Source organism: Pseudomonas sp. URMO17WK12:I9, assembly GCF_900230165.1.
Taxonomy (GTDB): domain Bacteria; phylum Pseudomonadota; class Gammaproteobacteria; order Pseudomonadales; family Pseudomonadaceae; genus Aquipseudomonas; species Aquipseudomonas fulva.
The window spans coordinates 410,562-434,331 of sequence record NZ_OCMQ01000001.1; the positions used below are offsets into that span (position 1 = coordinate 410,562).

The 23,770-nt window shown below is 62.0% G+C and carries 26 protein-coding genes; 14 read left to right on the top strand and 12 right to left on the bottom strand.

Annotated features, from left to right (window positions below; genetic code table 11):
* Positions 1 to 803: 803 nt before the first annotated feature.
* Positions 804 to 1,073, top strand: a complete 270-nt coding sequence (locus CRP40_RS01855; RefSeq protein ID WP_081728226.1) for a DUF3077 domain-containing protein — start codon at positions 804 to 806, stop codon at positions 1,071 to 1,073.
* Between the two features lie 54 nt (positions 1,074 to 1,127).
* On the opposite strand, the gene CRP40_RS01860 is transcribed toward CRP40_RS01855, so the two are convergent.
* Complete coding sequence (locus CRP40_RS01860; RefSeq protein ID WP_027915881.1) at positions 1,128 to 2,435, bottom strand: mechanosensitive ion channel family protein; 1,308 nt, start codon at positions 2,433 to 2,435, stop codon at positions 1,128 to 1,130.
* Positions 2,436 to 2,575: 140 nt separating this feature from the next.
* Between CRP40_RS01860 and CRP40_RS01865 the strand changes: the two genes are divergently transcribed.
* Entirely contained in the window at positions 2,576 to 3,898 is a 1,323-nt protein-coding gene (locus CRP40_RS01865; protein ID WP_033695144.1) for a DEAD/DEAH box helicase, read from the top strand.
* 57 nt (positions 3,899 to 3,955) lie between these two features.
* Here CRP40_RS01865 and CRP40_RS01870 read toward each other — a convergent pair whose 3' ends face one another.
* Positions 3,956 to 4,228 (bottom strand): hypothetical protein, encoded by a 273-nt coding sequence (locus CRP40_RS01870; RefSeq protein WP_027915883.1) that lies wholly within the window; start codon positions 4,226 to 4,228, stop codon positions 3,956 to 3,958.
* A gap of 200 nt (positions 4,229 to 4,428) precedes the next feature.
* On the opposite strand from CRP40_RS01870, the gene CRP40_RS01875 reads away from it, so the two are divergent.
* The 5 genes from CRP40_RS01875 to CRP40_RS01890 all read left to right on the top strand — a co-directional run bounded on the left by CRP40_RS01875 (position 4,429) and on the right by CRP40_RS01890 (position 8,787).
* Positions 4,429 to 4,836, top strand: a complete 408-nt coding sequence (locus tag CRP40_RS01875; RefSeq protein WP_027915884.1) for a hypothetical protein — start codon at positions 4,429 to 4,431, stop codon at positions 4,834 to 4,836.
* Positions 4,837 to 4,931: 95 nt separating this feature from the next.
* Positions 4,932 to 5,858, top strand: a complete 927-nt coding sequence (locus CRP40_RS01880) for a DMT family transporter (RefSeq protein ID WP_027915885.1) — start codon at positions 4,932 to 4,934, stop codon at positions 5,856 to 5,858.
* A 186-nt stretch (positions 5,859 to 6,044) separates the two neighbouring features.
* Entirely contained in the window at positions 6,045 to 6,173 is a 129-nt protein-coding gene (locus CRP40_RS22315; RefSeq protein WP_023533827.1) for a PA1414 family protein, read from the top strand.
* Positions 6,174 to 6,519: 346 nt separating this feature from the next.
* On the top strand, positions 6,520 to 8,085 hold the full coding sequence (locus CRP40_RS01885; RefSeq protein ID WP_027915886.1) for a PAS domain-containing methyl-accepting chemotaxis protein: 1,566 nt from the start codon (positions 6,520 to 6,522) through the stop codon (positions 8,083 to 8,085).
* 90 nt (positions 8,086 to 8,175) lie between these two features.
* A complete protein-coding gene (locus tag CRP40_RS01890; protein ID WP_027915887.1) occupies positions 8,176 to 8,787 on the top strand; it encodes a DTW domain-containing protein in 612 nt (203 codons plus the stop codon).
* Between the two features lie 17 nt (positions 8,788 to 8,804).
* Here the strand turns inward: CRP40_RS01890 and CRP40_RS01895 are convergent, their stop codons facing one another.
* From CRP40_RS01895 to CRP40_RS01905, 3 genes are all read right to left on the bottom strand, one after another.
* Positions 8,805 to 10,163 (bottom strand): TolC family outer membrane protein, encoded by a 1,359-nt coding sequence (locus tag CRP40_RS01895; RefSeq protein WP_027915888.1) that lies wholly within the window; start codon positions 10,161 to 10,163, stop codon positions 8,805 to 8,807.
* Positions 10,164 to 10,473: 310 nt separating this feature from the next.
* Positions 10,474 to 10,839 carry a YbaN family protein gene (locus CRP40_RS01900; RefSeq protein ID WP_027915889.1) on the bottom strand — a complete coding sequence of 122 codons (366 nt, stop codon included), beginning with the start codon at positions 10,837 to 10,839 and terminating at the stop codon, positions 10,474 to 10,476.
* Between the two features lie 6 nt (positions 10,840 to 10,845).
* A complete protein-coding gene (locus tag CRP40_RS01905) occupies positions 10,846 to 11,433 on the bottom strand; it encodes a UPF0149 family protein (RefSeq protein ID WP_027915890.1) in 588 nt (195 codons plus the stop codon).
* 241 nt (positions 11,434 to 11,674) lie between these two features.
* Here CRP40_RS01905 and recQ point away from each other — a divergent pair, with 241 nt between their 5' ends.
* The 3 genes from recQ to CRP40_RS01925 all read left to right on the top strand — a co-directional run bounded on the left by recQ (position 11,675) and on the right by CRP40_RS01925 (position 14,714).
* The gene (gene recQ / locus CRP40_RS01915) at positions 11,675 to 13,822 is read left to right on the top strand and encodes a DNA helicase RecQ (protein WP_027915891.1); all 2,148 of its coding nucleotides are present in this window, start codon (positions 11,675 to 11,677) and stop codon (positions 13,820 to 13,822) included.
* 148 nt (positions 13,823 to 13,970) lie between these two features.
* The gene (locus CRP40_RS01920) at positions 13,971 to 14,408 is read left to right on the top strand and encodes a MarR family transcriptional regulator (RefSeq protein ID WP_023533772.1); all 438 of its coding nucleotides are present in this window, start codon (positions 13,971 to 13,973) and stop codon (positions 14,406 to 14,408) included.
* 24 nt (positions 14,409 to 14,432) lie between these two features.
* Positions 14,433 to 14,714, top strand: a complete 282-nt coding sequence (locus CRP40_RS01925) for a SelT/SelW/SelH family protein (RefSeq protein ID WP_027915892.1) — start codon at positions 14,433 to 14,435, stop codon at positions 14,712 to 14,714.
* Positions 14,715 to 14,759: 45 nt separating this feature from the next.
* On the opposite strand, the gene CRP40_RS01930 is transcribed toward CRP40_RS01925, so the two are convergent.
* Positions 14,760 to 15,071, bottom strand: coding sequence for a DUF962 domain-containing protein (locus tag CRP40_RS01930; RefSeq protein WP_027915893.1), 312 nt, complete (start codon positions 15,069 to 15,071; stop codon positions 14,760 to 14,762).
* A 153-nt stretch (positions 15,072 to 15,224) separates the two neighbouring features.
* Between CRP40_RS01930 and CRP40_RS01935 the strand changes: the two genes are divergently transcribed.
* Positions 15,225 to 16,286, top strand: coding sequence for an AraC family transcriptional regulator (locus CRP40_RS01935; protein ID WP_027915894.1), 1,062 nt, complete (start codon positions 15,225 to 15,227; stop codon positions 16,284 to 16,286).
* On the opposite strand, the gene CRP40_RS01940 is transcribed toward CRP40_RS01935, so the two are convergent.
* Positions 16,243 to 17,697 carry a TrkH family potassium uptake protein gene (locus CRP40_RS01940; RefSeq protein ID WP_027915895.1) on the bottom strand — a complete coding sequence of 485 codons (1,455 nt, stop codon included), beginning with the start codon at positions 17,695 to 17,697 and terminating at the stop codon, positions 16,243 to 16,245. The two genes, CRP40_RS01935 and CRP40_RS01940, sit on opposite strands and share 44 nt — an antisense overlap.
* 167 nt (positions 17,698 to 17,864) lie before the next feature.
* Between CRP40_RS01940 and CRP40_RS01945 the strand changes: the two genes are divergently transcribed.
* Positions 17,865 to 18,425 carry a nitroreductase family protein gene (locus tag CRP40_RS01945; RefSeq protein WP_027915896.1) on the top strand — a complete coding sequence of 187 codons (561 nt, stop codon included), beginning with the start codon at positions 17,865 to 17,867 and terminating at the stop codon, positions 18,423 to 18,425.
* Positions 18,426 to 18,486: 61 nt separating this feature from the next.
* Here CRP40_RS01945 and CRP40_RS01950 read toward each other — a convergent pair whose 3' ends face one another.
* The 5 genes from CRP40_RS01950 to CRP40_RS01970 all read right to left on the bottom strand — a co-directional run bounded on the left by CRP40_RS01950 (position 18,487) and on the right by CRP40_RS01970 (position 22,137).
* The gene (locus CRP40_RS01950; RefSeq protein ID WP_027915897.1) at positions 18,487 to 19,821 is read right to left on the bottom strand and encodes a sensor histidine kinase; all 1,335 of its coding nucleotides are present in this window, start codon (positions 19,819 to 19,821) and stop codon (positions 18,487 to 18,489) included.
* 75 nt (positions 19,822 to 19,896) lie between these two features.
* Entirely contained in the window at positions 19,897 to 20,313 is a 417-nt protein-coding gene (locus CRP40_RS01955; protein ID WP_027915898.1) for a Spy/CpxP family protein refolding chaperone, read from the bottom strand.
* Between the two features lie 134 nt (positions 20,314 to 20,447).
* Positions 20,448 to 21,125 (bottom strand): response regulator transcription factor, encoded by a 678-nt coding sequence (locus CRP40_RS01960; RefSeq protein WP_027915899.1) that lies wholly within the window; start codon positions 21,123 to 21,125, stop codon positions 20,448 to 20,450.
* Positions 21,126 to 21,242: 117 nt separating this feature from the next.
* Positions 21,243 to 21,542 (bottom strand): YciI family protein, encoded by a 300-nt coding sequence (locus tag CRP40_RS01965; RefSeq protein ID WP_027915900.1) that lies wholly within the window; start codon positions 21,540 to 21,542, stop codon positions 21,243 to 21,245.
* Between the two features lies 1 nt (position 21,543).
* The gene (locus tag CRP40_RS01970; RefSeq protein WP_027915901.1) at positions 21,544 to 22,137 is read right to left on the bottom strand and encodes a septation protein A; all 594 of its coding nucleotides are present in this window, start codon (positions 22,135 to 22,137) and stop codon (positions 21,544 to 21,546) included.
* Positions 22,138 to 22,204: 67 nt separating this feature from the next.
* Here CRP40_RS01970 and CRP40_RS01975 point away from each other — a divergent pair, with 67 nt between their 5' ends.
* The gene (locus CRP40_RS01975; RefSeq protein WP_027915902.1) at positions 22,205 to 23,065 is read left to right on the top strand and encodes a PHP domain-containing protein; all 861 of its coding nucleotides are present in this window, start codon (positions 22,205 to 22,207) and stop codon (positions 23,063 to 23,065) included.
* Positions 23,066 to 23,078: 13 nt separating this feature from the next.
* The gene (locus CRP40_RS01980; protein WP_023533818.1) at positions 23,079 to 23,708 is read left to right on the top strand and encodes an L-threonylcarbamoyladenylate synthase; all 630 of its coding nucleotides are present in this window, start codon (positions 23,079 to 23,081) and stop codon (positions 23,706 to 23,708) included.
* Positions 23,709 to 23,770: the final 62 nt, after the last annotated feature.

The following is a 23,770-nucleotide window of genomic DNA, read 5'->3' on the forward strand; positions in this document are numbered from 1 at the left end:
ATGATTGAAGCGTTCTTTCGCCGAAAGAGGGTGACTCACCAAAGGCGGCGGGACGGACAAAGTGATTTCACCGCTCGCGGTTTCGTATGAGGCTCGCGTCGACAGCGTAACGATCATAGCCCGTCGTCTGGCTGGCGAAATGGTCTGCCGCGCTTGTTTCTTGCAATGTCCGTCAGCGCTTACTCCGTCCAGTGCATAGCGGCAGAAATCAGACTATACATCTTCCCTGTAGGGCATTTCCCAAAGATACTCTCACCCATTGCAGTGTTCCAGGTTGGCCCCTAATCTCAGCCAGTCGTTGCGACTCAACGACCGGCTTTGACAGGCCGACTCAAATTGCAATCCATAGCTTGGCCTTCAATGGCGGCTGTACATGGGGCGCCTTCGGGTGCGCCGGGTTTCTCAATTTGACCGGTCTGTCAACCTGTGTACAGCTGCCACCCTTTGTTTGACAGCAGATGGTGGTAGTACCCAATCTCAAATTGAGGGTCATACCATGCTGAAAATAGTGCCGGATCCCCCTTCCTTCTCTCCACTTCAGGTACTGCTTTTCGATTTCAGGACGCTGTTCGTACTGTGCGAGGCTGGCAGTTAGCGGCACGCAGGCATGCAGCCTAGATTTCCCATCTCACAATGTCGGTGGCTGCACTCACCAAGACACTCGCAGTACTTTTTGAGTCAGTGCAGGAATTGGTTCAACTCGCAGACGCGAACGTACTCCACGAATCGTTCGTTGGGCTGTTCTGGGCTGACGGAGCTGTGTGCGAGAAGGGTCAACTAACTTACTTAAGGGTGATCAGTCGATGGCAAATGAAGAAACTCCGTTAACCGTAGGCAAAACCACGTTTTATCAGGGTCAAAATCAAACCCATCCTTTGTTTCGTATCGAACCTGGTATTCCCTGCGATTACGCGCGCGAGCAAGCTTCAGAGTTGATGGGGTACGCACGGGATTTGTCTCTCGACGGTCCTCTGGAAGACAAGCCACAGTTACTATGGGCTTCGCAGTACCTATGTGCGATGGCTAAGGCCTTACTCGATGACGCAGAGCTTGGAATGATGAGTGCCCCCTAGAGCTTCTGTACTACTGGACAGGGCAAGAGGGCTGCGCAGCAGCCCCCCTCCCTCTCAAGCCTCGCTCATTTCCTCAATCCGCCGCGGCATCGGCTCCTGCACGGGCGCATTGTGCCCGGCCAGGCCTACGCGCATGTCATTGCCACTGGGCTGCTGATACAAACTCAATCCGAACTCCGGCAGCACCGCCAACAGGTAATCGAAGATGTCCCCTTGGATGCGCTCGTACTCGGCCCACACCGTGGTGGTGGTGAAGCAGTAGATTTCCAGCGGCACGCCTTCTGCCGTGGTCTGCATCTGGCGGACCATGCAGGTCATGTTCGCGTGAACGTCGGGATGGTTTCTCAGGTAGGCCAGAGCGAAGGCGCGGAAGGTGCCGATGTTGGTCAGCTTGCGGCGGTTGGCCGAGAGTTCCGCCACCGGCCCCAAGGCTTCGTTCCAGCTTTGCAGCTCCTGACGCTTGCCGGCCAGGTAGTCACCCAGCAGGCGCACCTGGCCCAGGCGCTGTTCCTCTTCTCGGGTCAGAAAACGGACCTCGGCGGCATCGATGAACAGGCTGCGCTTGATGCGCCGGCCGCCTGATTGCTGCATGCCACGGTAGTTGCGGAACGATTCGCTCATCAGGCGCCAGGTGGGGATGGAAACGATGGTCTTGTCGAAGTTCTGTACCTTGACCGTGTGCAGGGTAATGTCCACCACATCGCCATCGGCGCCGACCTGCGGCATTTCGATCCAGTCGCCGACGTGCAACATGTCGTTGCTGGTCAGCTGCACGCTGGCCACGAACGACAAGAGCGTGTCCTTGTACACCAACAGCAGCACGGCCGACATCGCGCCCAGGCCAGACAGCAGCAGCAACGGCGAACGGTCGATCAGGGTAGCGACGATGACGATGGCCGCGAAGATCCACAGCATCATCTTGGCCAGTTGCACATAGCCCTTGATGGAGCGAGTGCGGGCGTGCTCGGTGCGGGCATAGATGTCGAGCAGGGCATCGAGCAGGCACGACAGGGCCATGGTCATGAACAGCAGCGTGAAGGCCAACGCCAGGTTGCCCAGAAAGTGCTGGGCGGTGTCGGACAGCTCCGGCACCAGCTTGAGCCCGAACTGCAGCACCAGCGACGGTGTGGTCTGCGCCAGGCGGTGGAAGACCTTGTTGTGACGCAAGTCGTCGAGCCATTTCAGGGCTGGCTGGCGTGCCAGCAGGCGGGCGCCGTGCAGCACCAGAAAGCGCGCCAGGCGCCCTAGAATCAGCGATATCACCAGCAATACGGCCAGGCCGATGGCGGCGTGCAGCATGGGGTGTTGGTCGAGTGTGCCCCACAGGTCGAGGGAGTCGCGCCAGAAGCGTTGGATGTCCATGGGCTTGCTTACAGTCTTGTTGCCAAACGAAGCGTTATTAGAACGCGGATGGGCAGGCCCATGCCAAAAGAAATTCGGCTAAATCGCTAGAAAACGTTACCCTATGCAGCTGATTTCCGTACTTGCCTGAGGTTACCTCCGTGTTCTCCCAATTCGCCTTGCACGAACGCCTGCTCAAAGCCGTGGCCGAGCTTAAATTCGTCGAGCCTACCCCGGTGCAGGCCGCCGCCATTCCCCTGGCGCTGCAAGGGCGGGACCTGCGTGTCACCGCGCAGACCGGCAGTGGCAAGACGGCAGCGTTCGTTCTGCCGCTGCTCAATCGTCTGGTCGATCTGCGCGAGCGTCGTGTGGAGATTCGCGCGCTGATCCTGCTGCCTACCCGTGAGCTGGCACAGCAGACCCTCAAGCAGGTGCAACTGTTCTCGCAGTTCACCTACATCAAGTCGGGCCTGGTGACAGGGGGCGAAGACTTCAAGGAACAGGCCGCCATGCTGCGCAAGGTGCCGGACGTGCTGATCGGCACACCGGGCCGTTTGCTTGAGCAGCTCAACGCCGGCAACCTCGACCTGTCCCACGTCCAGGTGCTGATCCTGGACGAGGCCGACCGCATGCTCGACATGGGCTTCGCCGAGGACATGGAGCGCCTGTGCAAGGAATGCGAAAACCGCGAGCAGACCCTGCTGTTCTCGGCCACTACCGGCGGCGCGGCCTTGCGCGACATGATCGGCAAGGTCCTGAAGGACCCTGAGCACCTGATGCTCAACAGCGTGTCACAATTGGCCGAGGGCACTCGCCAACAGATCATCACCGCCGACCATGACCAGCACAAAGAGCAGATCGTGCAATGGCTGCTGGCCAACGAAACCTTCGACAAGGCGATCATCTTCTCCAATACCCGCGCCATGGCCGACCGTATCTACGGTCACCTGGTCGCCAAGGACGTCAAGGCGTTCGTGCTGCATGGCGAGAAGGACCAGAAAGACCGCAAGCTGGCCATCGAGCGCTTCAAGCAGGGCAGCTCCAAGGTGTTGGTCGCCACCGACGTGGCCGCGCGGGGCCTGGACATCGATGGGCTGGACCTGGTCATCAACTTCGACATGCCACGCAGCGGCGATGAATACGTGCACCGGGTGGGCCGTACCGGGCGCGCCGGCGGCGAAGGCTTGGCGATCTCGCTGATCACCCATAACGACTGGAACCTGATGTCCAGCATCGAGCGCTACCTCAAGCAGCAGTTCGAGCGCCGGGTCATCAAGGAAGTCAAGGGCACCTATAGCGGGCCCAAGAAGGTCAAGGCGTCTGGCAAGGCTGCCAGTACCAAAAAGAAGAAGACGGACAAGAAAGGTGGTGACAAGAAGGCCACTGCCAAGCGCAAGCCTACGGCCAAGCCCAAGGCCAACGCACCGTTGACCAGCTCCGATGGGCTCGCACCGTTGAAGAAGCGCAAGCCCTCAGCCGAGTAATACCAGGGGCCTGGGCCAGGGCAGCGCTCAGCGCTGCTCTGGCCTAACGTCCCTGTATCACCCTGCCTTTTTCTCGGCCGCTTTCAATTCCTTGATACGCGTGTCGATCAACTGACACTTGTCCGGCAAGTCCTTGCTGGCGGTTCCCAGCTGCATGCCTTGCAGTTCCTCGTTGATTTCCTTGGCCTTCGCCGGGTTCTGTTCGGTCAGTTGAGCCACCAGCCCAGCCAGTTCCTCGCGCTTTTGCGTCGCTTCTTCCGGCGTGCATGCCCAGGCGGGCAACGCGCTGCACAAGGTAACCAGGCAAGTGATACGCAGCAGTGGTTTCATCCTTTAGCCCTCCGGCGTTGTTGATGGACGGTTGAGGTGCAGCAAACCGATTGGTTCACAGCCTTGGATGAATGGGCAGAAGCTGGCGTGGTTTCTTGCAGCTAATGCACGCGACCTTCAGGCCATTTGCGTGGAACGTGCGAAGATTCGGAAGGTCCCAAGCCTGTGTACATCCTCGACGCACACCAGGAGGTAATCGCATGCGTACTGTCTATAACTGGGACCTGATCGAACGCTTGTTGCATGAAGTACAAAACGGTAGCGGGCAGAACTTCACGCCTCGCCCTTATGCCGAAGCGCATGCCGCTGATCTGGCGGCCAAGGGGGAGCCGGTCGGTGACCTGGATCGCCTCAAAACCCAGGCCTGCGACTATGAGAAGCTGCTTCTGGAGCGAGGCTATATTCAAAGCCGCCCGGAAGAGGAGGGTGGTAACGGCGAGAACTTCGTACTGACCGAGCGAGGGTCGCGCCTGATGAGCCTGATCGACAGCAGCATTCCAGGCTTTGAACACCCGCGGCAAGTGCTGGACGATCAGGAAGATGCGTTGGATGAACGCACCTTCGAGCACGTCTCGTCCAAGGCGCAGATTGCCGGTGGTGCCATTTAAGGCTGGCCAGTGAGGCATGCGTGAATCGATAATCTCCTGTCCCTCTCTTCAGGTGAATCACTGCGCATGCCTTTGTACCGTCTCGAGGTCCGCCGATGAGCGTGGCCCGCAAGAACCCCGATGCCTTCGCGTTCCAGGTCATGGTGGTGCTCTGCCTGATCTGGGGCAGCCAGCAGGTGCTGATAAAAACGGCCGCCGTGGACATTGCCCCGGTGATGCAGGCAACCCTGCGCAATTGCATCGCTGCGGTGCTGGTCGGGTTGATGGTGCTTTGGCGCGGCGACTGGAAGCAGATGGGGGTGACCTGGCGCGCGGGTGTACTGGCGGGTGGGTTGTTCGGGCTTGAGTTTCTGTTCATTGCCGAAGGGCTCAAGCTGACCACGGCCGCGCACATGTCAGTGTTCCTGTACACAGCGCCAATCTTCACCGCCCTTGGCCTGCATTTCATGCTGCCCAGCGAACGGCTGAGGTTGTTGCAGTGGCTGGGTATACTGCTGGCGTTCGTGGGCATTGCAATGGCCTTTGCGGGTGGGACGTCATGGGCCAACATGGACGGGCGCACCTTGCTGGGAGATGCCTTCGGGGTACTGGCCGGCTTGGCGTGGGGCGCGACCACGGTCGTGGTCAGGGGGTCGCGGCTTTCCGAGGCGCCGGCAACCCTTACCCTGTTCTATCAGCTAGCCGTAGGTTTCGTCGGTTTACTGCTCATTGGGCTGATCACGGGGCAGGCCGGCGATGTGGTCATGACGCCGCTGGCGGTTGGGAGCGTGTTGTTTCAGGGCGTAATCGTCTCGTTCATCAGCTACCTGACCTGGTTCTGGCTGTTGCGCAAATACCTGGCATCGAACCTGGCTGTGTTTTCATTCATCACGCCCCTGTTCGGCGTCACCTTCGGGGTGTTGATCCTGGGCGAGCCGCTGACCGTGAATTTCGTACTTGGCGCTGTGCTGGTGCTCTTGGGGGTGGTTCTGGTAAGTGCCGAGCCCTGGGTACGGCAGCAATTGCGCAAATGGGTCGGATGAGGGGGCAAGCAGTAACATAGGGAAACGATTGGCGGTGCCAGGAAATCCCCCAAACGGCTTGATCGGCGTCACAATCACCCCCATCTGTAAGATCAGATATAGGCGTCAGCCGATACATGCGGCTATGATCTGTGTAAGGCAGCGCCGAACTGATTCGCCGTTAGGCTTACCCGTAAAGGGGGCATTATGAATAAAGCACTGTACAACTGGCTCCACGACCTTGGGGTTGCCTTGGGTTTGATTCCGCCGCCCTTGCAGCCGGTTCCCATACCGACTGACGAAAAGCAGCGCCCTCGCCAGCCACGACGCCGCTGAGCGAGCGAAGGCCGTTCTCCCCTTTTTGGGTAGAGCGGCTTTTTTGTTCCGATCAGCGTTTCTGCTCCCGGCACGTCCGCTGCCAGGTTCCGTCTGTTCAGGCGGCTTAATGCCGCCTGATGCAACCCCGCTCCGCCCCCTGTCATGCCTCCCGCTTCATGCGCTCATCCCCGTTCATTGCGACCTGTTTCAGCCAGCTGCGACATTGGGTTAAACATTGCGTTGATGTATTTCGTCAGGATGCAATAATTTCCTGCGGCTACGGCCTCCTATTTGAAAGCGCTCTGCTACATATCAACCTTGCGCCTATTTTTCTCACATTTTCATCCTGCAAGGATCGCCGAAGATGCGCACGAACCTGCCCGTCACCGAGCACGAAAGAACCTTCCCCGGCGATCAGCGCCTGATCTCGACCACCGATCTGGATAGCCGAATCACCTACTGCAACGAAGCGTTCGTGGCCATCAGTGGCTTCACCTATGACGAGTTGGTGGGTCAGCCCCACAATTTGGTACGTCACCCGGATATGCCCGCCGCGGTGTTTGGCCATATGTGGGACACCATCAAGCAGGGCAAGCCCTGGATGGGAATCGTCAAAAACCGGGCAAAGAACGGTGACTATTACTGGGTCAGTGCCTATGTCACGCCCATCTACGAACAAGGCCGCGTCAGTGGTTACGAGTCAGTGCGTTCAGTGCCCAGCCGCGCGCAGATCGCACGTGCCGAGCGCCTGTACGCACGCCTGCGCAGTGACCGCGCACCGTTGCCTTGGGTGGCACGTGTGCGTCAGCGCCTGGGGACTGGCTGGCCGCTTGCCGCCGCCGGGGTGATATCGGCGCTGGCCTATGCCAGCCTGCCGGCCTACGCTGCGCTGGCGGTACTGATGACCAGTCTGCTGCTGGCCTGGTACGTCATCGAACGCCAGCACAGCCAAGCCATCCAGCGCACGCTGGCCGCACACCCCAAGGCTTTCACCAGCCCGCTGGTGGCGCTGACCTATAGCGCCAGCCCCGGGCTGCATGGGCAAATGGACCTGGCCATCCTGAGTGAAGAAGCACGCCTGCAAACGGCCCTGACCCGGCTTGAGGATGCAGGCGTGGGGGTCAAGGACCGGGCGTCACAATCCTCGAAATTGTCAGACACCCAGGCCGCGATGCTTGACCGTCAGCGCAGTGAAACGGATCAATCGGCCACTGCCATCGCCGAGATGGCAGCCACCATCCAGCAGGTCACGCAGAACGTTCAGAACACGGCCCATGCTGCCGGTGACGCCGATCAGCTCGCTCAGCGCGGCAGCGAGCTGGCCCAGCAGAGCCTGCATGCCATGGACAGCATGAGCGAGGCGGTCAGTGACATTGGCCAGGCCGTCAATGCGCTCGCTCAGCAGACCCAGTCCATCGGCAGCGTGGTCGATGTGATCACTGCCATTGCCGAGCAGACCAACCTGCTGGCACTCAACGCTGCTATCGAAGCAGCCCGTGCGGGAGAGCAAGGGCGGGGGTTTGCCGTGGTGGCGGACGAGGTCCGTTCGCTGGCCCAGCGTACCCGCACCTCGACCGAGGAAATTCACCAGATCATCGCCACCCTGCGCGCCGGTGCCGAGCGGGCGGTGAGTTCCGCCGGCCACGGTGAACGCATCGCGCGCGACAGCAGGCAAAGCGTCGAGGCCGTGCAGAACGCGCTGGTCGGCATCGCCCAGGCGGTCAGCAGGATCACAGGCATGAGCCAGCAGATGGCTGCCGCTTCCGAACAGCAAAGCCATGTGGCCGAGGACATCAACCAGCAGATCACGCGCATTGCCCAGTTGTGCGATCAAAGCGCCGGGCAGGCACGGCAAGGCGCGCAAATCAGCCAGGACCTCGAACGCATGGCCGACTACCTCTATGGCTTGGCCGAGCGCTTCAATCGCTGATCGCCAATGCCTGCGTTGGGCGCGCTTTGGCCTGAAGGCGTGCCAGTTGATCTGCGATTGTGTGGCACACTGCGCGGCCAAGGAGACCCCATGTCCAGACCCCGCTGCGAGCGCTGCCTGCGCCCCCTCGACCATTGCCTCTGCGCCTTGATACCTGCGATCAGCAGCAGGACCCGCGTGTTGCTGCTGCAGCACCCAAGCGAGGCGTCTCATGCGCTGAACACGGCTCGCCTGGCAGCGCTTGGCCTGGTCAATGCCCAGTTGCACGTAGGTGAGGTATTCAAGGACCTGGATCAATGGCTGGCAATGCCAGGTTATCGGCCAGTGGTGTTGTTCCCGGGCGCGGACTCACAAGCGCTCGGGCCTTACACGCAGACCGACGGCATGCCGTTGTTGCTGGTCGTGCCGGACGGCACCTGGCGCAAGGCGCGCAAGTTGATGTACCTCAACCCGCTGCTGGCGGCTCTGCCGAAAGTAACCCTAGGGAATGTGACGCCGTCACGCTACCGACTGCGCAAGGCCCCGGAGGCAGGCGCGCTATCGACCATCGAGGCGGTGGTGCAGGCCTTGAACGTGCTCGAGCAACCGGTCAGCTTCGACGCCGTGCTGGCGCCGTTCGAAGGCCTGATCGAAGGGCAGATCCAAGCCATGGGGGCAGGCACCTACCAGCGTAATCATCGCAAGGACACAGGGGCGCCCTGAACGGCGCCCCGGTGCAATCAGCGCATCTCGGGCAGATGGGCTTCGGTGCGCACCTCGGTGGCAGCATAGGCGTCAGGCGGCAGCGAGATGCGCTGCTTGCTCAACAGCTCGCCCATGGTGGCCAGTACCCGGTAGCGGGAATAGGCTTCGGTGTAGCGTACCTCGGTGTAACGACGGTCGGCGTTGTACAGTTCGTTCTCACTGTCGAGCACGTCCAGCAGGGTGCGCTGGCCAAGGCCAAACTGGTCCTGGTAGGCAGCACGCACCCGTTTGGTGGTGTCGGCGTATTCGCGCGCGGTAGGCAACTGCTTGCTGGCGTTGTTCAAGGCGTTCCAGGCCAGGCTCAGGTTTTCGGTCAGCTCGCGCAGTGCATTGTTGCGAATGTCCATAGCCTGGTTGATCTTGTGCGCATCGGAGTTCAGGCGTGCCTTGTCGCTGCCACCGCGGAACAGGTTGTAGTTCATCTCTACGCCTGCCTGCCAGTCGTTGTTGCTGTGGCCTTTTTCACCGCCGGTGTTGTTGTTGGCACCGGTGGCCAGAATGGCATCAAAGCGCGGGTAGAAGGTCGACTTGGCAACCTTGTACTGCTCTTCGGCAGCGTTAACGTCTGCCTGGGCCGACTTGAGGTAGGGGTTGTTCTGGCGCATGCCTTCGCGTGCTTCTTCCAGCGTTGCAGGCATCTGCACGGCAACCGCTTGCGGGTCTTCCAGCTCATCCGGCACACGGCCTACGACGCTGAAGAAGTTGGCCTCGGCATCGGCCAGGTCGACCTCTGCGGTATCCAGGTTGTTTTCCGCCAGGGCGCGACGGGCACGGGACTGGTCCAGGTCAGCCGTGCTGCCTACGCCCCGTTCGTTGCGCAGGCCGATCTGGTCGTTCACTCGCAGGTGGGCTTGCAGGTTGTTCTTGGCAAGGCTCACCAGTTCGCGGCGCTTGAGCACTTCCAGGTAGACCTCGATGGCGCGCAAGGCAACGTCCTGAGCCACCGCCTGGGTGTAGTACGCACGGGAAGTGGAGACCGCTTGGGTGCGGCCCACTTCGCTGGAGGTGTTGAACCCATCGAAGATCATCTGCCGCAGGCGCAGGTCGGCCTGGGAGTAGTTGAGGGTTTCTTTGTTATGACGGCCTTCTGCGCGCGTATTGGCGTTGTCAGAGCGCTGACGGCCGTAGCCCGCCACCAAGTCGACGGACGGGTAGTAGCCCCCACGGGCGAACTTCACATCTTCATCAGCAGACAACTTGCTGTTGCGGTTCGAGCTGACCTGGGGGTGGTAATCCACGGCGCTTTGGACAGCTTCGGTGATCGACATCGCCTGCACGTGGGCACTTGCCAGAGCCAACAGCAACGCGCTGGTGATGGGGTTCAAAAGACGCATGGGTACCTCTCCCTGATCCTGGTTTTTCCTGCAGATCGCCAAAAAAATGACTATATTTTGATGCCGTATAGTGTTGCAGGTTTTTTAGCCCACAGCTAAGTACATTCACTGGAATGAGTAAGAAGATTTATTCATATCAACGTGCCATGTTCGACATTAATTGTCTAACGATTAGTAGGGTTGCTGCTGAATCAGGCGCCACTCGGCGCCGTCCAGATGGCGCTGGACGTGGGCTACAGGCAGTTCCAGAACGGATTTAGATAAAAAACCAGCACGGAAGGCCAAATTGATATTTGGCGACAAATTATTGTCACTTACGCGGTGTATAGGTTTTTTGTCGAAGAATGTAGACAGTGACGCCCACCGCACTGGCCAGCATGAACAGCCGTGCCCAAGGAAACGCAACCAGGTAGCAGGAAACGGCGATACTCAACCACATCAGGCCTAGGGCATAAGCCTTGGCTTTGAGCGGCATCCCCTCGCCCCCGAGATAGCCCCTGATCCAGGGCCCCAGGCGAGGGTGGTTGACCAACCAGTTGTGAAAGCGCGGCGAGCTGCGGGCAAAACACGCCGCTGCCAGCAGGAGAAACGGCGTGGTCGGCAGTACCGGCAGGAAGACGCCGACCACGCCCAGCGCCACGCTCAGCCAGCCGATGGCCAGCAACAGGTAGCGCATGCCGGCTTAGTGGTGACGGGGCTTGAGCAGTGCCGGTTTCTCTTCCGGAGCATGCAGCAGCAGGAACAGCGCGGTCAGGGCCTCGGGAATCTGCACGATCATGTCGTCCTGGAGGCTGGCATTACTGGCGATGTCGGCAAATTCAGGCTGCTCGTCGAACAGGCCGGAACCGACCATGATCGGTAGCAGCATCTCGCTCACTTCTTCCTCGGCGTTCTCGAACCAGGCTTCCTCACGCAGGAAAACCCCTTCCATGAAGCCGATGCACCAGCCGCGCAGGTCGGAGTCGTCTGGGTCATCGCCCAGATCCAGGTCGCACGGCAGTTCGAACTCGTCATCGCTGGCCAACTGGCGCGCGATATGGCCTTTGAGGGCAACCAGGGTGGCTTCGATCTCCACGCGCTGGGCCTCGCTGGCGTAGTGCGGTTCTTCGGCGAACAAGGCGTCGATCCATTCGCGCTCGGGCACCTCCTCGGCGTTGATCGACAAGGCAGTGAGGTAGCCGTGGGCGGCGACATAGTCCAGCGCTTCTTCGTGCAGCTCATCGGCGTCGAGGAAGGCTTGCAGGCGGGTCAGTTGCTCGGCGAAGGACATTACGGGGCTACCTTGGGAATAAACGATACCGAATTCTAGCACCTTGCAGCGTCAGCGGGGCAAAGACACGCCCATCGCAACGGTGCCAGTGCAGGGGGTGGGTGCGGTATACTTGGCGGTTTCCAGCCAAAGGCCCACCGTTGTCGGGCCCTTGGCAAAAACCGCTTACGCATTCGGCGTGTGCGGCGCGGGTTTTTCGTCCAGCCTGTAGCGGGGTGGTACGGCGTTTTTGGAGTTGCACATGCTCGAACAGGCTCAGCGCGTTCTCAAGGACATCTTCGGTTACGACAGCTTCCGAGGGCGCCAGGCAGCGATCATCGAATGCGTAGCCAATGGTGGCGATGCCCTGGTGCTGATGCCCACAGGTGGCGGCAAGTCGCTGTGTTTCCAGGTGCCGGGGTTGCTGCGCCCAGGCTTGACCGTGGTAGTGTCGCCGTTGATCGCACTGATGGACGACCAGGTCGCCACGCTCGATGAACTGGGGGTGTCGGCCGCTGCGCTGAACTCCACGCTCAACGCCGAGCAGCAACGTGAGCTGGCCGGGCGCCTGCGCCGCGGCGAGGTGAAGATGCTCTACCTGGCGCCAGAGCGCCTAGTGCAACCGCGCATGCTCGATTTTCTGCGCGACCTGGACATTTCCCTGTTCGCCATCGACGAAGCCCACTGCGTATCCCAGTGGGGCCACGATTTTCGCCCCGAATACTTGCAACTGGGCCAACTGGCCGAGCTGTTCCCCCATGTACCCCGCATCGCGCTCACCGCGACTGCGGACATGCGTACCCGGGAAGAAATCGTCCAGCGTCTGCACCTGCAGGGGGCCGAGCGCTTCCTGTCGAGCTTCGACCGGCCGAACATCTTCTACCGCATCGTCCCCAAGGAAGCGCCCCGCAAGCAGCTCATGGCATTTCTCGGCGAACGCCGTGGAAACGCAGGTATCGTCTATTGCCTGTCGCGCAAGAAAGTCGACGAAACCGCTGCCTTCCTCTGCGACCAAGGCTTCCCGGCGCTGCCATACCACGCCGGTCTGCCGGCTGAAACGCGCTCGGCCAACCAGCATCGGTTCCTCAACGAAGAAGGGCTGATCATGGTCGCGACCATCGCCTTTGGCATGGGCATCGACAAGCCCAACGTGCGTTTCGTCGCGCACTTGGACCTGCCAAAGTCGCTGGAAGCCTACTACCAGGAAACCGGTCGCGCCGGTCGTGACGGCCTGCCTTCGGACGCCTGGATGGCGTACGGCTTGCAGGACATGGTCATGCTCAAGCAAATGCTGCAGAACTCCGAAGGTGACGAGCGCCACAAGCGCATCGAGCAGCACAAACTCGACGCGATGCTTGCCTTGTGCGAGGAGACACGTTGCCGACGCCAGACCTTGCTGGCGTACTTCGATGAGACGCTGGAACAGCCCTGCGGGCACTGCGACAACTGTGTCGACAATGTGCAGACGTGGGATGCCACCGAGCCTGCCCGTCAGGCGTTGTCAGCGGTATTTCGTACCGGCCAGCGTTATGGCGTGGGGCATTTGGTGGACGTGCTGCTGGGCAAGCAGACCGAGAAAGTGACCAATTTCGGTCATGACAAGCTGTCGGTGTTCGGCGTCGGCAAGGCGCTGGCCGAGGCCGATTGGCGCTCCCTGTTCCGCCAACTGGTGGCCCGTGGCCTGGTGGATATCGACCTGGAAGGCTACGGCGGCCTGCGCCTATCGGACAGCTGCCGGCCGCTGTTGCGGGGCGAGGTCACGTTGCAACTGCGCCGTGACCTGAAGCCGCAGACCGTGGCCAAGGCATCGTCTTCTGGCGGCGGCAGCCCGGCCAGCCAGTTGGTGCGCGCAGAAGAACGCGAATTGTGGGAAGCGCTGCGCACCTTGCGCCGCAAGCTTGCCGAAGAGCACCGCGTCCCGCCTTACGTCATCTTCCCGGACTCCACCTTGCTCGAGATGCTGCGCAGCCAGCCGGTGACCCTGAGCGACATGGCGCAGGTCAGCGGTGTTGGCGCCCGCAAGCTGGAACGCTACGGGCAGGCTTTCCTGGAAGTGCTCAATGGCAGTGGCGGTACCCCTGAGGCGCCGAAGGTGGTACTGGACTTGCGTCATGAGTTGGTCAGCCTGGCCCGCGCCGGCATGACGCCGGCGCAGATCGCCGGCCAGCTCGACTGCACGGAAAAGAATGTCTACAGCCTGCTGGCCGAGGCGTTGGGGCGTCAGGAGCTTAACCTCGAACAGGCGCTGGACCTGCCGGAAGATCTTCTGTCGGAGATCCAGGATGCCTTCCTCGACGGCGAAGGCGAATTGCCACCCGTTTCCACCATTGCGCCGTTGTTCGGATCACGTGTGCCAGACGGCGTCTTGCACTGCGTGCGCGCCGCCTTGGCGGCAGAGTTCGAGCTGTAACGATGCACGCTGCCTTGCCCCAAGCGGTTTGCTGATCCGTGTCATGCCAGCGCATGTTTCCCCTGCAGCAGCGCGACCGGACGGCTTGCCTCGTCGCGCCGCGCATGATTAGCTGCCTAACAATTAGAACTGTTCAACGAGTCGCTTTATGCCCCTGACCGACAATCAACACCGCTTCGGCATGCAGCTTGCCCAGATGTCCCGTGGTTGGCGTGCCGAGCTTGATCGCCGCCTGGCCGGCCTCAATCTGTCGCAGGCGCGGTGGCTGGTGCTGCTGCACCTGGCGCGGTTCGAGGAGGCGCCCACCCAGCGCGAACTGGCCCAGAGCGTCGGCGTCGAGGGCCCGACCCTGGCGCGGTTGCTCGACAGCCTCGAAGGGCAGGGGCTGGTGCGCCGCCAGGCCGTTGTCGAAGACCGGCGGGCCAAGAAGATTGTGCTGTGCCCCCCGGCCAAGCCCCTGATCGAGCAGATCGAGACCATCGCCAATCAGCTACGCATCGAGCTTTTCACAGGTGTCGACGAAGCAGACCTTGAGGTCTGCATGCGGGTCCATGCCAAGATTCTGGGCAACCTCGAAAAGCCCTGATCCATCGATTGCGAGGGGTATCACATGACCGAGCCAAAGCCTGAAATCATCATCACCTATTGCACCCAGTGCCAGTGGCTGTTGCGTGCCGGCTGGCTGGCCCAAGAGCTACTCAGTACGTTTGGCCAGGACCTGGGGCAGGTGGCCTTGCAGCCCGCCAGCGGCGGCGTCTTTCGCATCACGTGCGATGGCGTGCAGGTGTGGGAGCGCAAGGCCGATGGCGGCTTCCCCGAAGCGAAGGTGCTCAAGCAGCGCATACGCGATCAGATCGATCCACAGCGCGACCTGGGTCACAACGATCGCTGACCGCCCTGGCCGTGTCGATACCGCGGGCAGTCTGGCCCTTTGGCGTCAGAGGCGCACCTTGCCCAGTAGCACGTCCCTGAACATCGCAAAATCCCCCAGCAGGCTGTAGAAGGGATAGGTAAAGGTCGCTGGCCGATTCTTCTCGAAAAAGAAATGACCTGCCCAGGCCAGGCCGTAGCCGACCACGGGCACGGCGAGCAGCAGCATCCACTTGCCGCTACCAATGGCATAGGCCAGCAGGGCAATGACCAGGCTGGTGCCCACGAAGTGCAGACGGCGGCACGTGGGGTTGCTGTGCTCACTGAGGTAGTAGGGATAGAACTCGGCGAAGGTTCGGAATTGCGCTGTGCGGTCCATGACACTGCTCCGGAAGGTTGACTGGCGAATGATAGACACGGCGTGGAGCCTGATTCGAGTCTAGAGTCACTGACGAGGCGTACCAGTGACAATAGGCGCCAATTGAGTATCCTTGGGGTTCACCGCAGGAGCGGTCAGCATAAGAAGCGTGCCATGAGCGAAAGAACCACCTCCGCCAGCTGGGCATCTGGGATCGTCAAGGCGCTGGAGCTCGAAGGGCTCGATTGCCAGGCCATGTTCAAGCAGCTGGGGCTGGACTTCGCTGCTCTCGATGATCCGGATGCGCGCTTCCCGCAGGACGCCATGACCCGGCTCTGGCAACTGGCGGTGGAGCTGTCGGGCAATGAAGCAATAGGCCTGAACATGGCGCGCGTGGTCAGGCCTGCATCCTTTCATGTGGTGGGCTACGCGCTGATGTCCAGCCGTACCCTGGCCGAAGGCTTCGCACGGCTGGTGCGCTATCAGCGCATCATTGCCGAAAGTTCTGACTTGAGCTTCATCCTCACCCCTGAAGGCTATTCGCTGATCCTGACCGTGCACGGCGACCACTTGCCGCCCACCCGGCACAGTGCCGAGGCGTCGCTGGCCTGTGCGCTGTCCTTGTGCAAATGGCTTAGCGGCCGGCCAGTGCAGCCGCGGCGGGTACTGATACAGGGGCCACCGCCCAAGCACCTGGAACCCTACAAGGTAGCCTTTCATTCCCCGTTGATCTTCAATGCCCCCCACGATGCTCTGGTGTTCGAGCGGGCTGACATGGAGGCACCCCTGCCCACGGCCAACGAAGCCATGGCCGTGTTGCACGATCGGTTCGCCGGTGAGTACCTGGCACGTTTCTCGGAGAGCCGGGTGACCCATCGGGTGCGTCAGGTGCTGTGCCGCATCCTGCCCCAGGGCGAGCCCAAGCGTGAAACCCTGGCACAGGCACTGCACCTGTCCCAGCGCACCTTGCAGCGCCGGCTGCAAGACGAGGGCACCAGCTTCCAGGCGTTACTTGACGATACCCGGCGCGAATTGGCCGAACAGTACCTGGCCCAGCCCACCATGACCTTGCTGGAAACTGCCTACCTGCTTGGCTTCGCCGACCCTAGCAACTTCTATCGGGCCTTTCGCCGTTGGTTTGGCGTCACGCCCAGCGAGTACCGGGCACGCCTGGGCACCGATCTCGACGCCGTCAGTGACGCCAGAAAGCCGGCATGCACAACACCAGCACGGTGATGATTTCCAGCCGGCCCAGCAGCATGCCGCCGGCCAGGATCCACTTCGCAGCGTCGGGCAGTTTGGCGTAGTTGCCGGACGGCCCGATCACTTCGCCAAGGCCGGGGCCCACACCGGACACCGTCCCGGCCGCGCCGGTCAGGGCGGTCATCCAGTCGACCCCCAGCAATGACAGCAGCAATGCCATCACGCAGATGGTGATGGCGAAGAAGAAGGAAAACGTGAGGATGGAGCGTACGATTTCTTCGTCGAGGCGATGCCCGTTGTACTTCTGCTTGATCACCGCCCGGGGGTGTATCAACTGGTTGAGGTTAGCCTTGAGCAGGATGTAGGCCACCTGGAACCGGAATATCTTGATGCCGCCGGCCGTCGAGCCGGAGCACCCGCCCACGAATCCCAGGTAGAAGAACAGCATCAACGAAAAATTGCCCCACAGGCTGTAGTCACCCAACGCAAACCCTGTGGTGGTCACGACCGAGGTCACGTTCAGTGCGACGTGACGCAAGGCATCGAGCCAGTGCAGGTTGGTGGTGTACCAGTACCAGGTGCCCAGTATCACCCAGGTCGCGACCAGCATGCCCAGCAAGCCTTGCACCTGTTGATCACGTATCAGGGCCCCGCGGTTGCCGCGCAACGTGGCCACGTACAAGGTGAACGGCAGGCTGCCGAGGATCATCACCACCACGGCCACCCAGTGCACGGCGGGCATGTCCCATTTGGCCAGGGACTGGTCGGACGTTGAAAAACCGCCGGTGGAGATCGCCGACATGGCGTGGTTGATCGCATCGAACGGGCTCATGCCGGCCCACCAGAACGCCAGGGCACCGAAAATGGAAAACCCGACATAGACCCCGACGATGGACTTGGCGACCATGTGCGAGCGCGGCATCACCTTCTCGGAGCGGTCCGAGGATTCGGTCTGGAACAGCCTCATGCCGCCGATGCGCAACAGGGGAAGAATGGCCACCGCCATGGCGATGAAGCCGATGCCGCCCAGCCAGTGCAGCATCGAGCGCCACATCAGGATGCCGGGCGACATGCTGTCCAGGCCGCTGAGTACGGTAGCGCCAGTGGCGGTGATGCCCGACATGCTTTCGAAAAACGCATCGGTGTAGCTGATGTGCTGCGTAAGCAGAAAGGGCAGGGCAGCGAATACGCACACCACCACCCAGGAACACACCGTCAGCAGGTACATGTCACGCGGACGCAAATGCACGTGCTCCGGCCTGCCGGGCACTACCAGCAGCAGGCCCGCCACGAAGGTGATCAGGCTCGACCAGAGAAAGGACGGCAGGTCGCTGGTGCGTTCGAAAATCACCAAGGTAGCCATGGGGACAGCCATGCCCACGGCGAGGGTGATGAGGAAGATGCCGATGATGAAACCAATGATCCTTAAGGTCGGCAACGCCATGTGTTCTGCTCGGGCTCGAAACGGAAGGGCGCCATTCTACCTGTGGGGCGCAAAGGCTCAAGGCCAAGCTGCATCTTCATGCTGCAGGTCTCGGACGAGGTCGGGCTTGCAGCCTGGGGCCGGGCCCTTGAGAATGGCCGCACATTCATGTTCCAGGAGGGTAGCCGATGGAGGCTCTCGACGCATTGCTCAACCGGGTTTCGGTCCCGCGCCTGACCGACCCTGCGCCCAACGATGCCCAGCGTGAGGCCTTGTTTCAGGCTGCGCTGCGGGCCCCGGACCACGGTCAGCTACGCCCGTGGCGCTTTCTGACCATCGAAGGCCAAGCACGCGAGCGGTTGGGTGAACTGTTCGCCAGCGCGGTTCAGAAGCGCGGTGATGCCAGTGAGGCGGCATTGAGCAAGGCCCGCGCCATGCCGCTACGCGCGCCCTTGCTGATCGTGGTCATTGCCCATTTGCACAAGCAGCACCCCAAGGTCCCAGTGCTCGAGCAGCAACTGGCAGCAGGGTGCGCCGCCCACGGCATACTGATTGCCGCGCACGCCCAGGGCGTGGGTGCCGTATGGCGTACCGGAGACCTGGCCTTCGATGCCCATGTTCATGAAGGCCTGGGCTTGGCAGAAAACGAGGAGCTGCTTGGCTTCCTGTATGTGGGTACGCCCATGACCGAGCCTCGCACGGCGCCTGTGCTCGCCACTGCCGACTTCGTCAGCGCCTGGGGCGACTGACCGCCCAGCCCGCCGCGTTTGACCCAAGCCGCTGGCCTTGGCGCAGACCTGCGTGGTGGCGCTAGCTGCCAGGTGCTTCTGCCACCGGCAGCGCCAGGGTTGCGACAAAACCGCCTTGTGGATGGTTGGCCAGTATCAGTCGGCCGCCGTGGCGCTCTGCCGCCTTGCGTGCAATCGCCAGCCCAAGGCCGTGTCCAGGGGCTTTTTGCCCCGGCGCCCGGAAAAACGGCTCGCCCAGCTGGGCCAGGTGCTCAGCTGCCACGCCGGGGCCTCGGTCACGTACGCAGACCCTGAGCACGTCGTCCTCGCGCCAGGCGCTCAGCTCCACGGGTTGACCCGCGGGGGTAAAGCGCAGTGCATTGCGCAGCAGGTTGTCCACCGCACGCTCGATCAGGGTCGGCCAACCTTGCAAGGTCAACCCGGGTTGCGCTTCGAGGCGCACGTCATGCTCGGGTGCCGTCAGTTGCGCGTCCTTGCGCACGCTGCCCAGTAGCGCGTTGAGATCGACCGTTTCGGCATGGGCCTGGTCGGCATCCACGCGCGCCAGGGTCAAAATCTCACTGATCAGGTCTTCCAGCCGATCGCATTCGCGGGTCAGGCGCGGCCACAAGGCCTGGCGTTGCTGCGGCTCGGCACGTTCGGCGAGGGCCAGGGCGATGCGCAGACGGGCCAGCGGAGAGCGCAGCTCGTGGGACACATCGCGCAGCAACTGGCGCTGGCTGGCGATGGTGCTCTGCAAGCGAGCACCCATCTTGTTGAAATCCTTGGCCAGGACGCCGAATTCGTCGCGCCTGCCGGCCAGTTGCGCCAGGCTGTTCTGCTGGTAGGTACTCTGCCCCAGGTCGTGCACCGCGCCACGCAAGCGGCTCAGGGGGCGGGTAATGGACAGTGTGACGAACAGGCTGAACAGGGTCAGCACCACCAGGGCGATGCCCAGTGCGCTCAGCGGCCAGAGCAGGCTCTCGCGGTGCCAGGCATCGAGGGCAGGGTGAGGGATGCGGTAGATCAGCAGGTAGGACGCCTTGCTCTCGGGGCTGGTGTATTCCTCGGTCAGGCGGCGCCACGGCAGGCGCCGCTCATCGTTATGCTGCCTGGCTTCGAGTGCAGCCGCGCGCCGGGGAAAGGTGCCTGGCACCACAGCGTCGCCGCTGTCGTCCAGTACTTGCACGTCGATCTTGTAGCGCGCCTTGCGCCTTTCGAGAAAATGCTGCGCTGCGTCCGGGCCTTCCTGTTCGTAGTGCCTGGCCCATTGGCTGGCCAACGTGTTCAGCCCCGGGTGACGGCTTAGAATCCAGGCGTCCTGGTTGAGCGTGTGCGCCAGCAATATCGACAGCCCAGCTACCAGGGCGATGGCGAGCCAGAAGCTGGCCAGGATGCGCCAGAACAGTGAACGCACGTAGACCTCCCCAAACGATGAAAGCCCGCCGTGCACCAGGCGAACCTGGCGCACAGCGGGCGCTGACAGTGGAGCTTACTGGGACTTGCCGGCTTTTTCAGCTTTCCAGGCCTGGAACTCCTGCCACTCCGCTTTCTTGGCGGCGCGTTCCTTTTGCAGTTCGTCGAACTTCTTCTGCTGGTCTGGCTTGAGCAGGTTGCGTACCGCAGCGTCGGTCTTGTCGCGGCTGGCCTGCATCTCTTCTTTCATGGCTTTCTGATCGGCCGCCGGCAGCTTGCCAAGGTAACGCTCGGTGATGTCGTGGCGCTGTTTCATCTGATCGCCCATCAGCTTGCCGATCTGGTCGCGCTGTTCGCGGCTCAGGTCCAGTTCGTGGAAGGCCGGGCCGCCGCGATGATGCGGGCCATCATGGCGCGGGCCGCCGTCGGGCATGGCCATGGCAACGGTGGGCAGTGCGGCGGCGAACAGCAGGGCGGTAAGGGTCTTGCGCATGGTGTCTCTCCTGTCATGGGCCGGCGATCACCGGATGAGCACAGTCTAGGGAGATGATCGTCAAGCGCGGTCAGGGCACGGTAAAGGGAACGTAAAGGCCAGTTCCCTTTCCTGGCATCAGACTGACGCAAGTACTACAGGCAGTAGTAGTAGCCGCGGCTGCGCAAGGCGATGATGCGGGGGCGGCCGTCGGCGTGCGGGCCGATCTTCTTGCGCAGGTTGCTCACGTGCATGTCCAGGCTGCGGTCGTAGAGCGTCAGCCGGCGACCAAGGCCGATCTGCGCCAGCGCCTGTTTGTCCAGAGGCTCGCCCGGTTGGCGCAGCAATGCTTCAAGAATGCGGCTCTCGGACAGGGTCAGGGTCAGCTCGCGACCGTCGATGCTGGCCACCCCGCGGGCAGGGCTGTAGACCAGGTCGCCCAATTCCAGCTGGCTGGTGGCCGGGGCTGGATGGCTGCGGCGCAACACGGCGCGCAGCCGCGCAGTCAGCTCGCGTGGGTCGCACGGCTTTGCCAGGTAGTCGTCGGCGCCCAGTTCAAGGCCCAGGATGCGGTCCAGCGGCTCGCCGCGGGCCGACAGCATCACCACGGGCAGGTCGGCATGCTCGCTGCGCAGGCGCTTGAGCAGTTCAAGACCGCTACCGTCGGGCAGCATCACATCCAGTACCACGGCCGCTGGCGCACGTTCGGCCAACGCCTGGCGTGCAGCCTGGCCATCGTGGCAGGCCCGCACAGTGAACCCTTCCTGGGTCAGCCAGCTGCTGAGCAGCTCGCACAGCTCCTGGTCGTCATCAATCAGTAACAGCTCGCTCATGACTCACTCAATTCAACCATTGACGGCGACGCGTTGGTCCGCCAGCCGGAAAGATACCCCAGTCTTGAGGTCAGCTGCCAACTGGCGATGCCAAGCACGCCTTCTAGGCGAGGTGTTTCAAGGCAGCACTTGCTTGAAGGGCTTGACCACGACCTGGTCGTAGACGCCGGCAGCGATGTAGGGATCGGCATCGGCCCAGGCTTGGGCGGCGGTCAGGGAATCGAACTCGGCCACGATCAGGCTGCCGCTGAAGCCTGCCTCGCCTGGATCGTTGCTGTCGATGGCCGGGTGCGGGCCGGCCAGTACCACCCGGCCTTCTGCCTTGAGCTGCTGAAGGCGCTCGATGTGGGCCGGGCGCGCAGCCAGGCGTTTTTCCAGGGAGTTAGCGACGTCGCTGGCAATGATGGCGTAGAGCATGTCAGTCCTTGGGTTTGGAGGCAGAGGAGGTATCTTGCAGGTGGCGCGACAGGTACAGCCCTTGTGCCACCAGGAACAGCACGGTCATGCCCAGGCTGCCGAACACCTTGAAGTCGACCCAGAACGCTGGGAAGGTGAAGGCGACGAACAGGTTGGCGGCGCCGCAGAACAGAAAGAACGCGATCCAGGCGAGGTTCAGGCGGGCCCAGATGGCATCGGGCAAGGTCAGCGCATGGCCCATGATGCGCTTGATCAGTACCCGGTCGCCGATGAAGTGGCTACCGGCGAAGGCCAGGGCGAACAGCCAGTTCACCACCGGCGCCTTCCACTTGAGGAAGGTTTCGCTGTGAAAGGCCAGGGTCAGGCCGCCAAACACCAGGCAGGCGACCAGCGTCAGCCACTGGCCTTTCTCGAGCTTGCGCTGGCGCAGGAACAACGCGCCGTACACCACCAGCGAGCTGATGATCAGCATGGCAGTGGCACTGTAGATACCACCGAATTCGAAGCTGTGCCCGGCCAGCTCGACGGGCCGTGGGTCCAGTTTGTAGACGATGAAGAACAGCAGCAGCGGGATGAAATCGATGAATTGTTTCACAATGGCAGCCAGAACCGGGATGTGACGGCATAATAACAAACATCGAATCCAGCGAAAGCGCTACTCTATGAATGTTGATCTGCACTGTCACAGCACGGCCTCCGACGGCGCCCTGTCGCCTTCGGCCCTGGTCGCCCGGGCCTTCGAGCATGGGGTGCGTACGCTGGCGCTCACCGACCACGATACCCTCGAAGGCCTGGCCGAAGCCCGCCAGGCCTGCCGCGAGCACGGCATGCAATGGGTCAGCGGCGTCGAGCTGTCCTGTACCTGGGGCGGCGCAACCATCCACATACTCGGTTACAACTTCCCCGTAGATGCACCGCCCTTGCTGGCGGCGATCGAGGCCCTGCACCGTGGCCGCTGGTTGCGTGCCGAGGAAATCGACAAGCGCCTGGCAGCCAAGGGCATGCCAGGGACGCTGGCAGGTGCCCGGCAAATCCAGCAGGCGCTCGGTGACAGTGGCAATGCCCCGGCCCGGCCACATTTTGCCGACTACCTGGTGCATGCCGGCCACGTCAAAGACCGGGGCGAGGCCTTCCGCAAATGGCTCGGTGCCGGCAAGCTCGGTGACGTCAAGCAACATTGGCCATCGTTGGAGGAAACCGTTGCCACCCTGCGCCAGTCCAACGCATGGGTGAGCCTGGCGCATCCCATGCATTACGAGCTGACGCGCAGCAAGCGCAGGCGGCTGATTGCCGACTATATTCAGGCAGGCGGGCAGGCGCTTGAAGTGGTCAATGGGATGATGCCGGCCGAGCAGGTGGGCACCCTGTCCATCCTCACCCGTGAGTTCGGGCTGCTGGCAAGTGCTGGCAGTGACTTCCACGGCCCCGGCACCTGGGGCGAAATCGGTGCCTATCGGCCTTTGCCCGAGGACCTGCCACCTGTGTGGCACCGTTTCAGCCATGAACAGCCATTGCCGGTTTGAACAGGACGACGACGTGAGCCAATTTTTCCAGATTCACCCGGAAAACCCACAACCGCGACTGATACGCCAGGCGGTCGAGATCATCCGCAAGGGTGGGGTAGTGGTCTACCCCACCGACTCGGCCTATGCGCTGGGTTGCCAGATCGGTGACAAGTCGGCCATCGAGCGGGTGCGCCGTTTGCGCGGGCTGGACAAGACCCACAATTTCACCCTGATGTGCTGCGACATGTCCCAGTTGGGCTTGTACGCCAAGGTCGATACGGGCACCTTCCGCCTGCTCAAGGCCCATGTGCCGGGGCCCTACACCTTCATTCTCAACGGCACGCGCGAAGTGCCGCGCCTGTTGTTGCATGAAAAACGCCGCACCATCGGCCTGCGCGTGCCGGACCATGCCATTACCCTGGCACTGCTTGCCGAGCTGGGTGAGCCCTTGATGAGCGTGAGCCTGATCCTGCCCGGCGACGCCGAACCCATGACCGACCCCTACGAAATTCGCCAGCGTCTGGAGCACCATGTCGACCTGGTCATCGATGGCGGCTACGGTGACCTCAAGGCGTCGACCATCATCGACCTGTCAGGCGATGAACCCGAACTGATTCGCGAAGGCTGCGGCGACCCTACTCCGTTCATGGTCAACGCGTGACCGCCGAGCCGTTCGCCCAGGCAGCGGCCGAGCCGGCCGAGCTGCCAGGCCAGTTGCAGCTC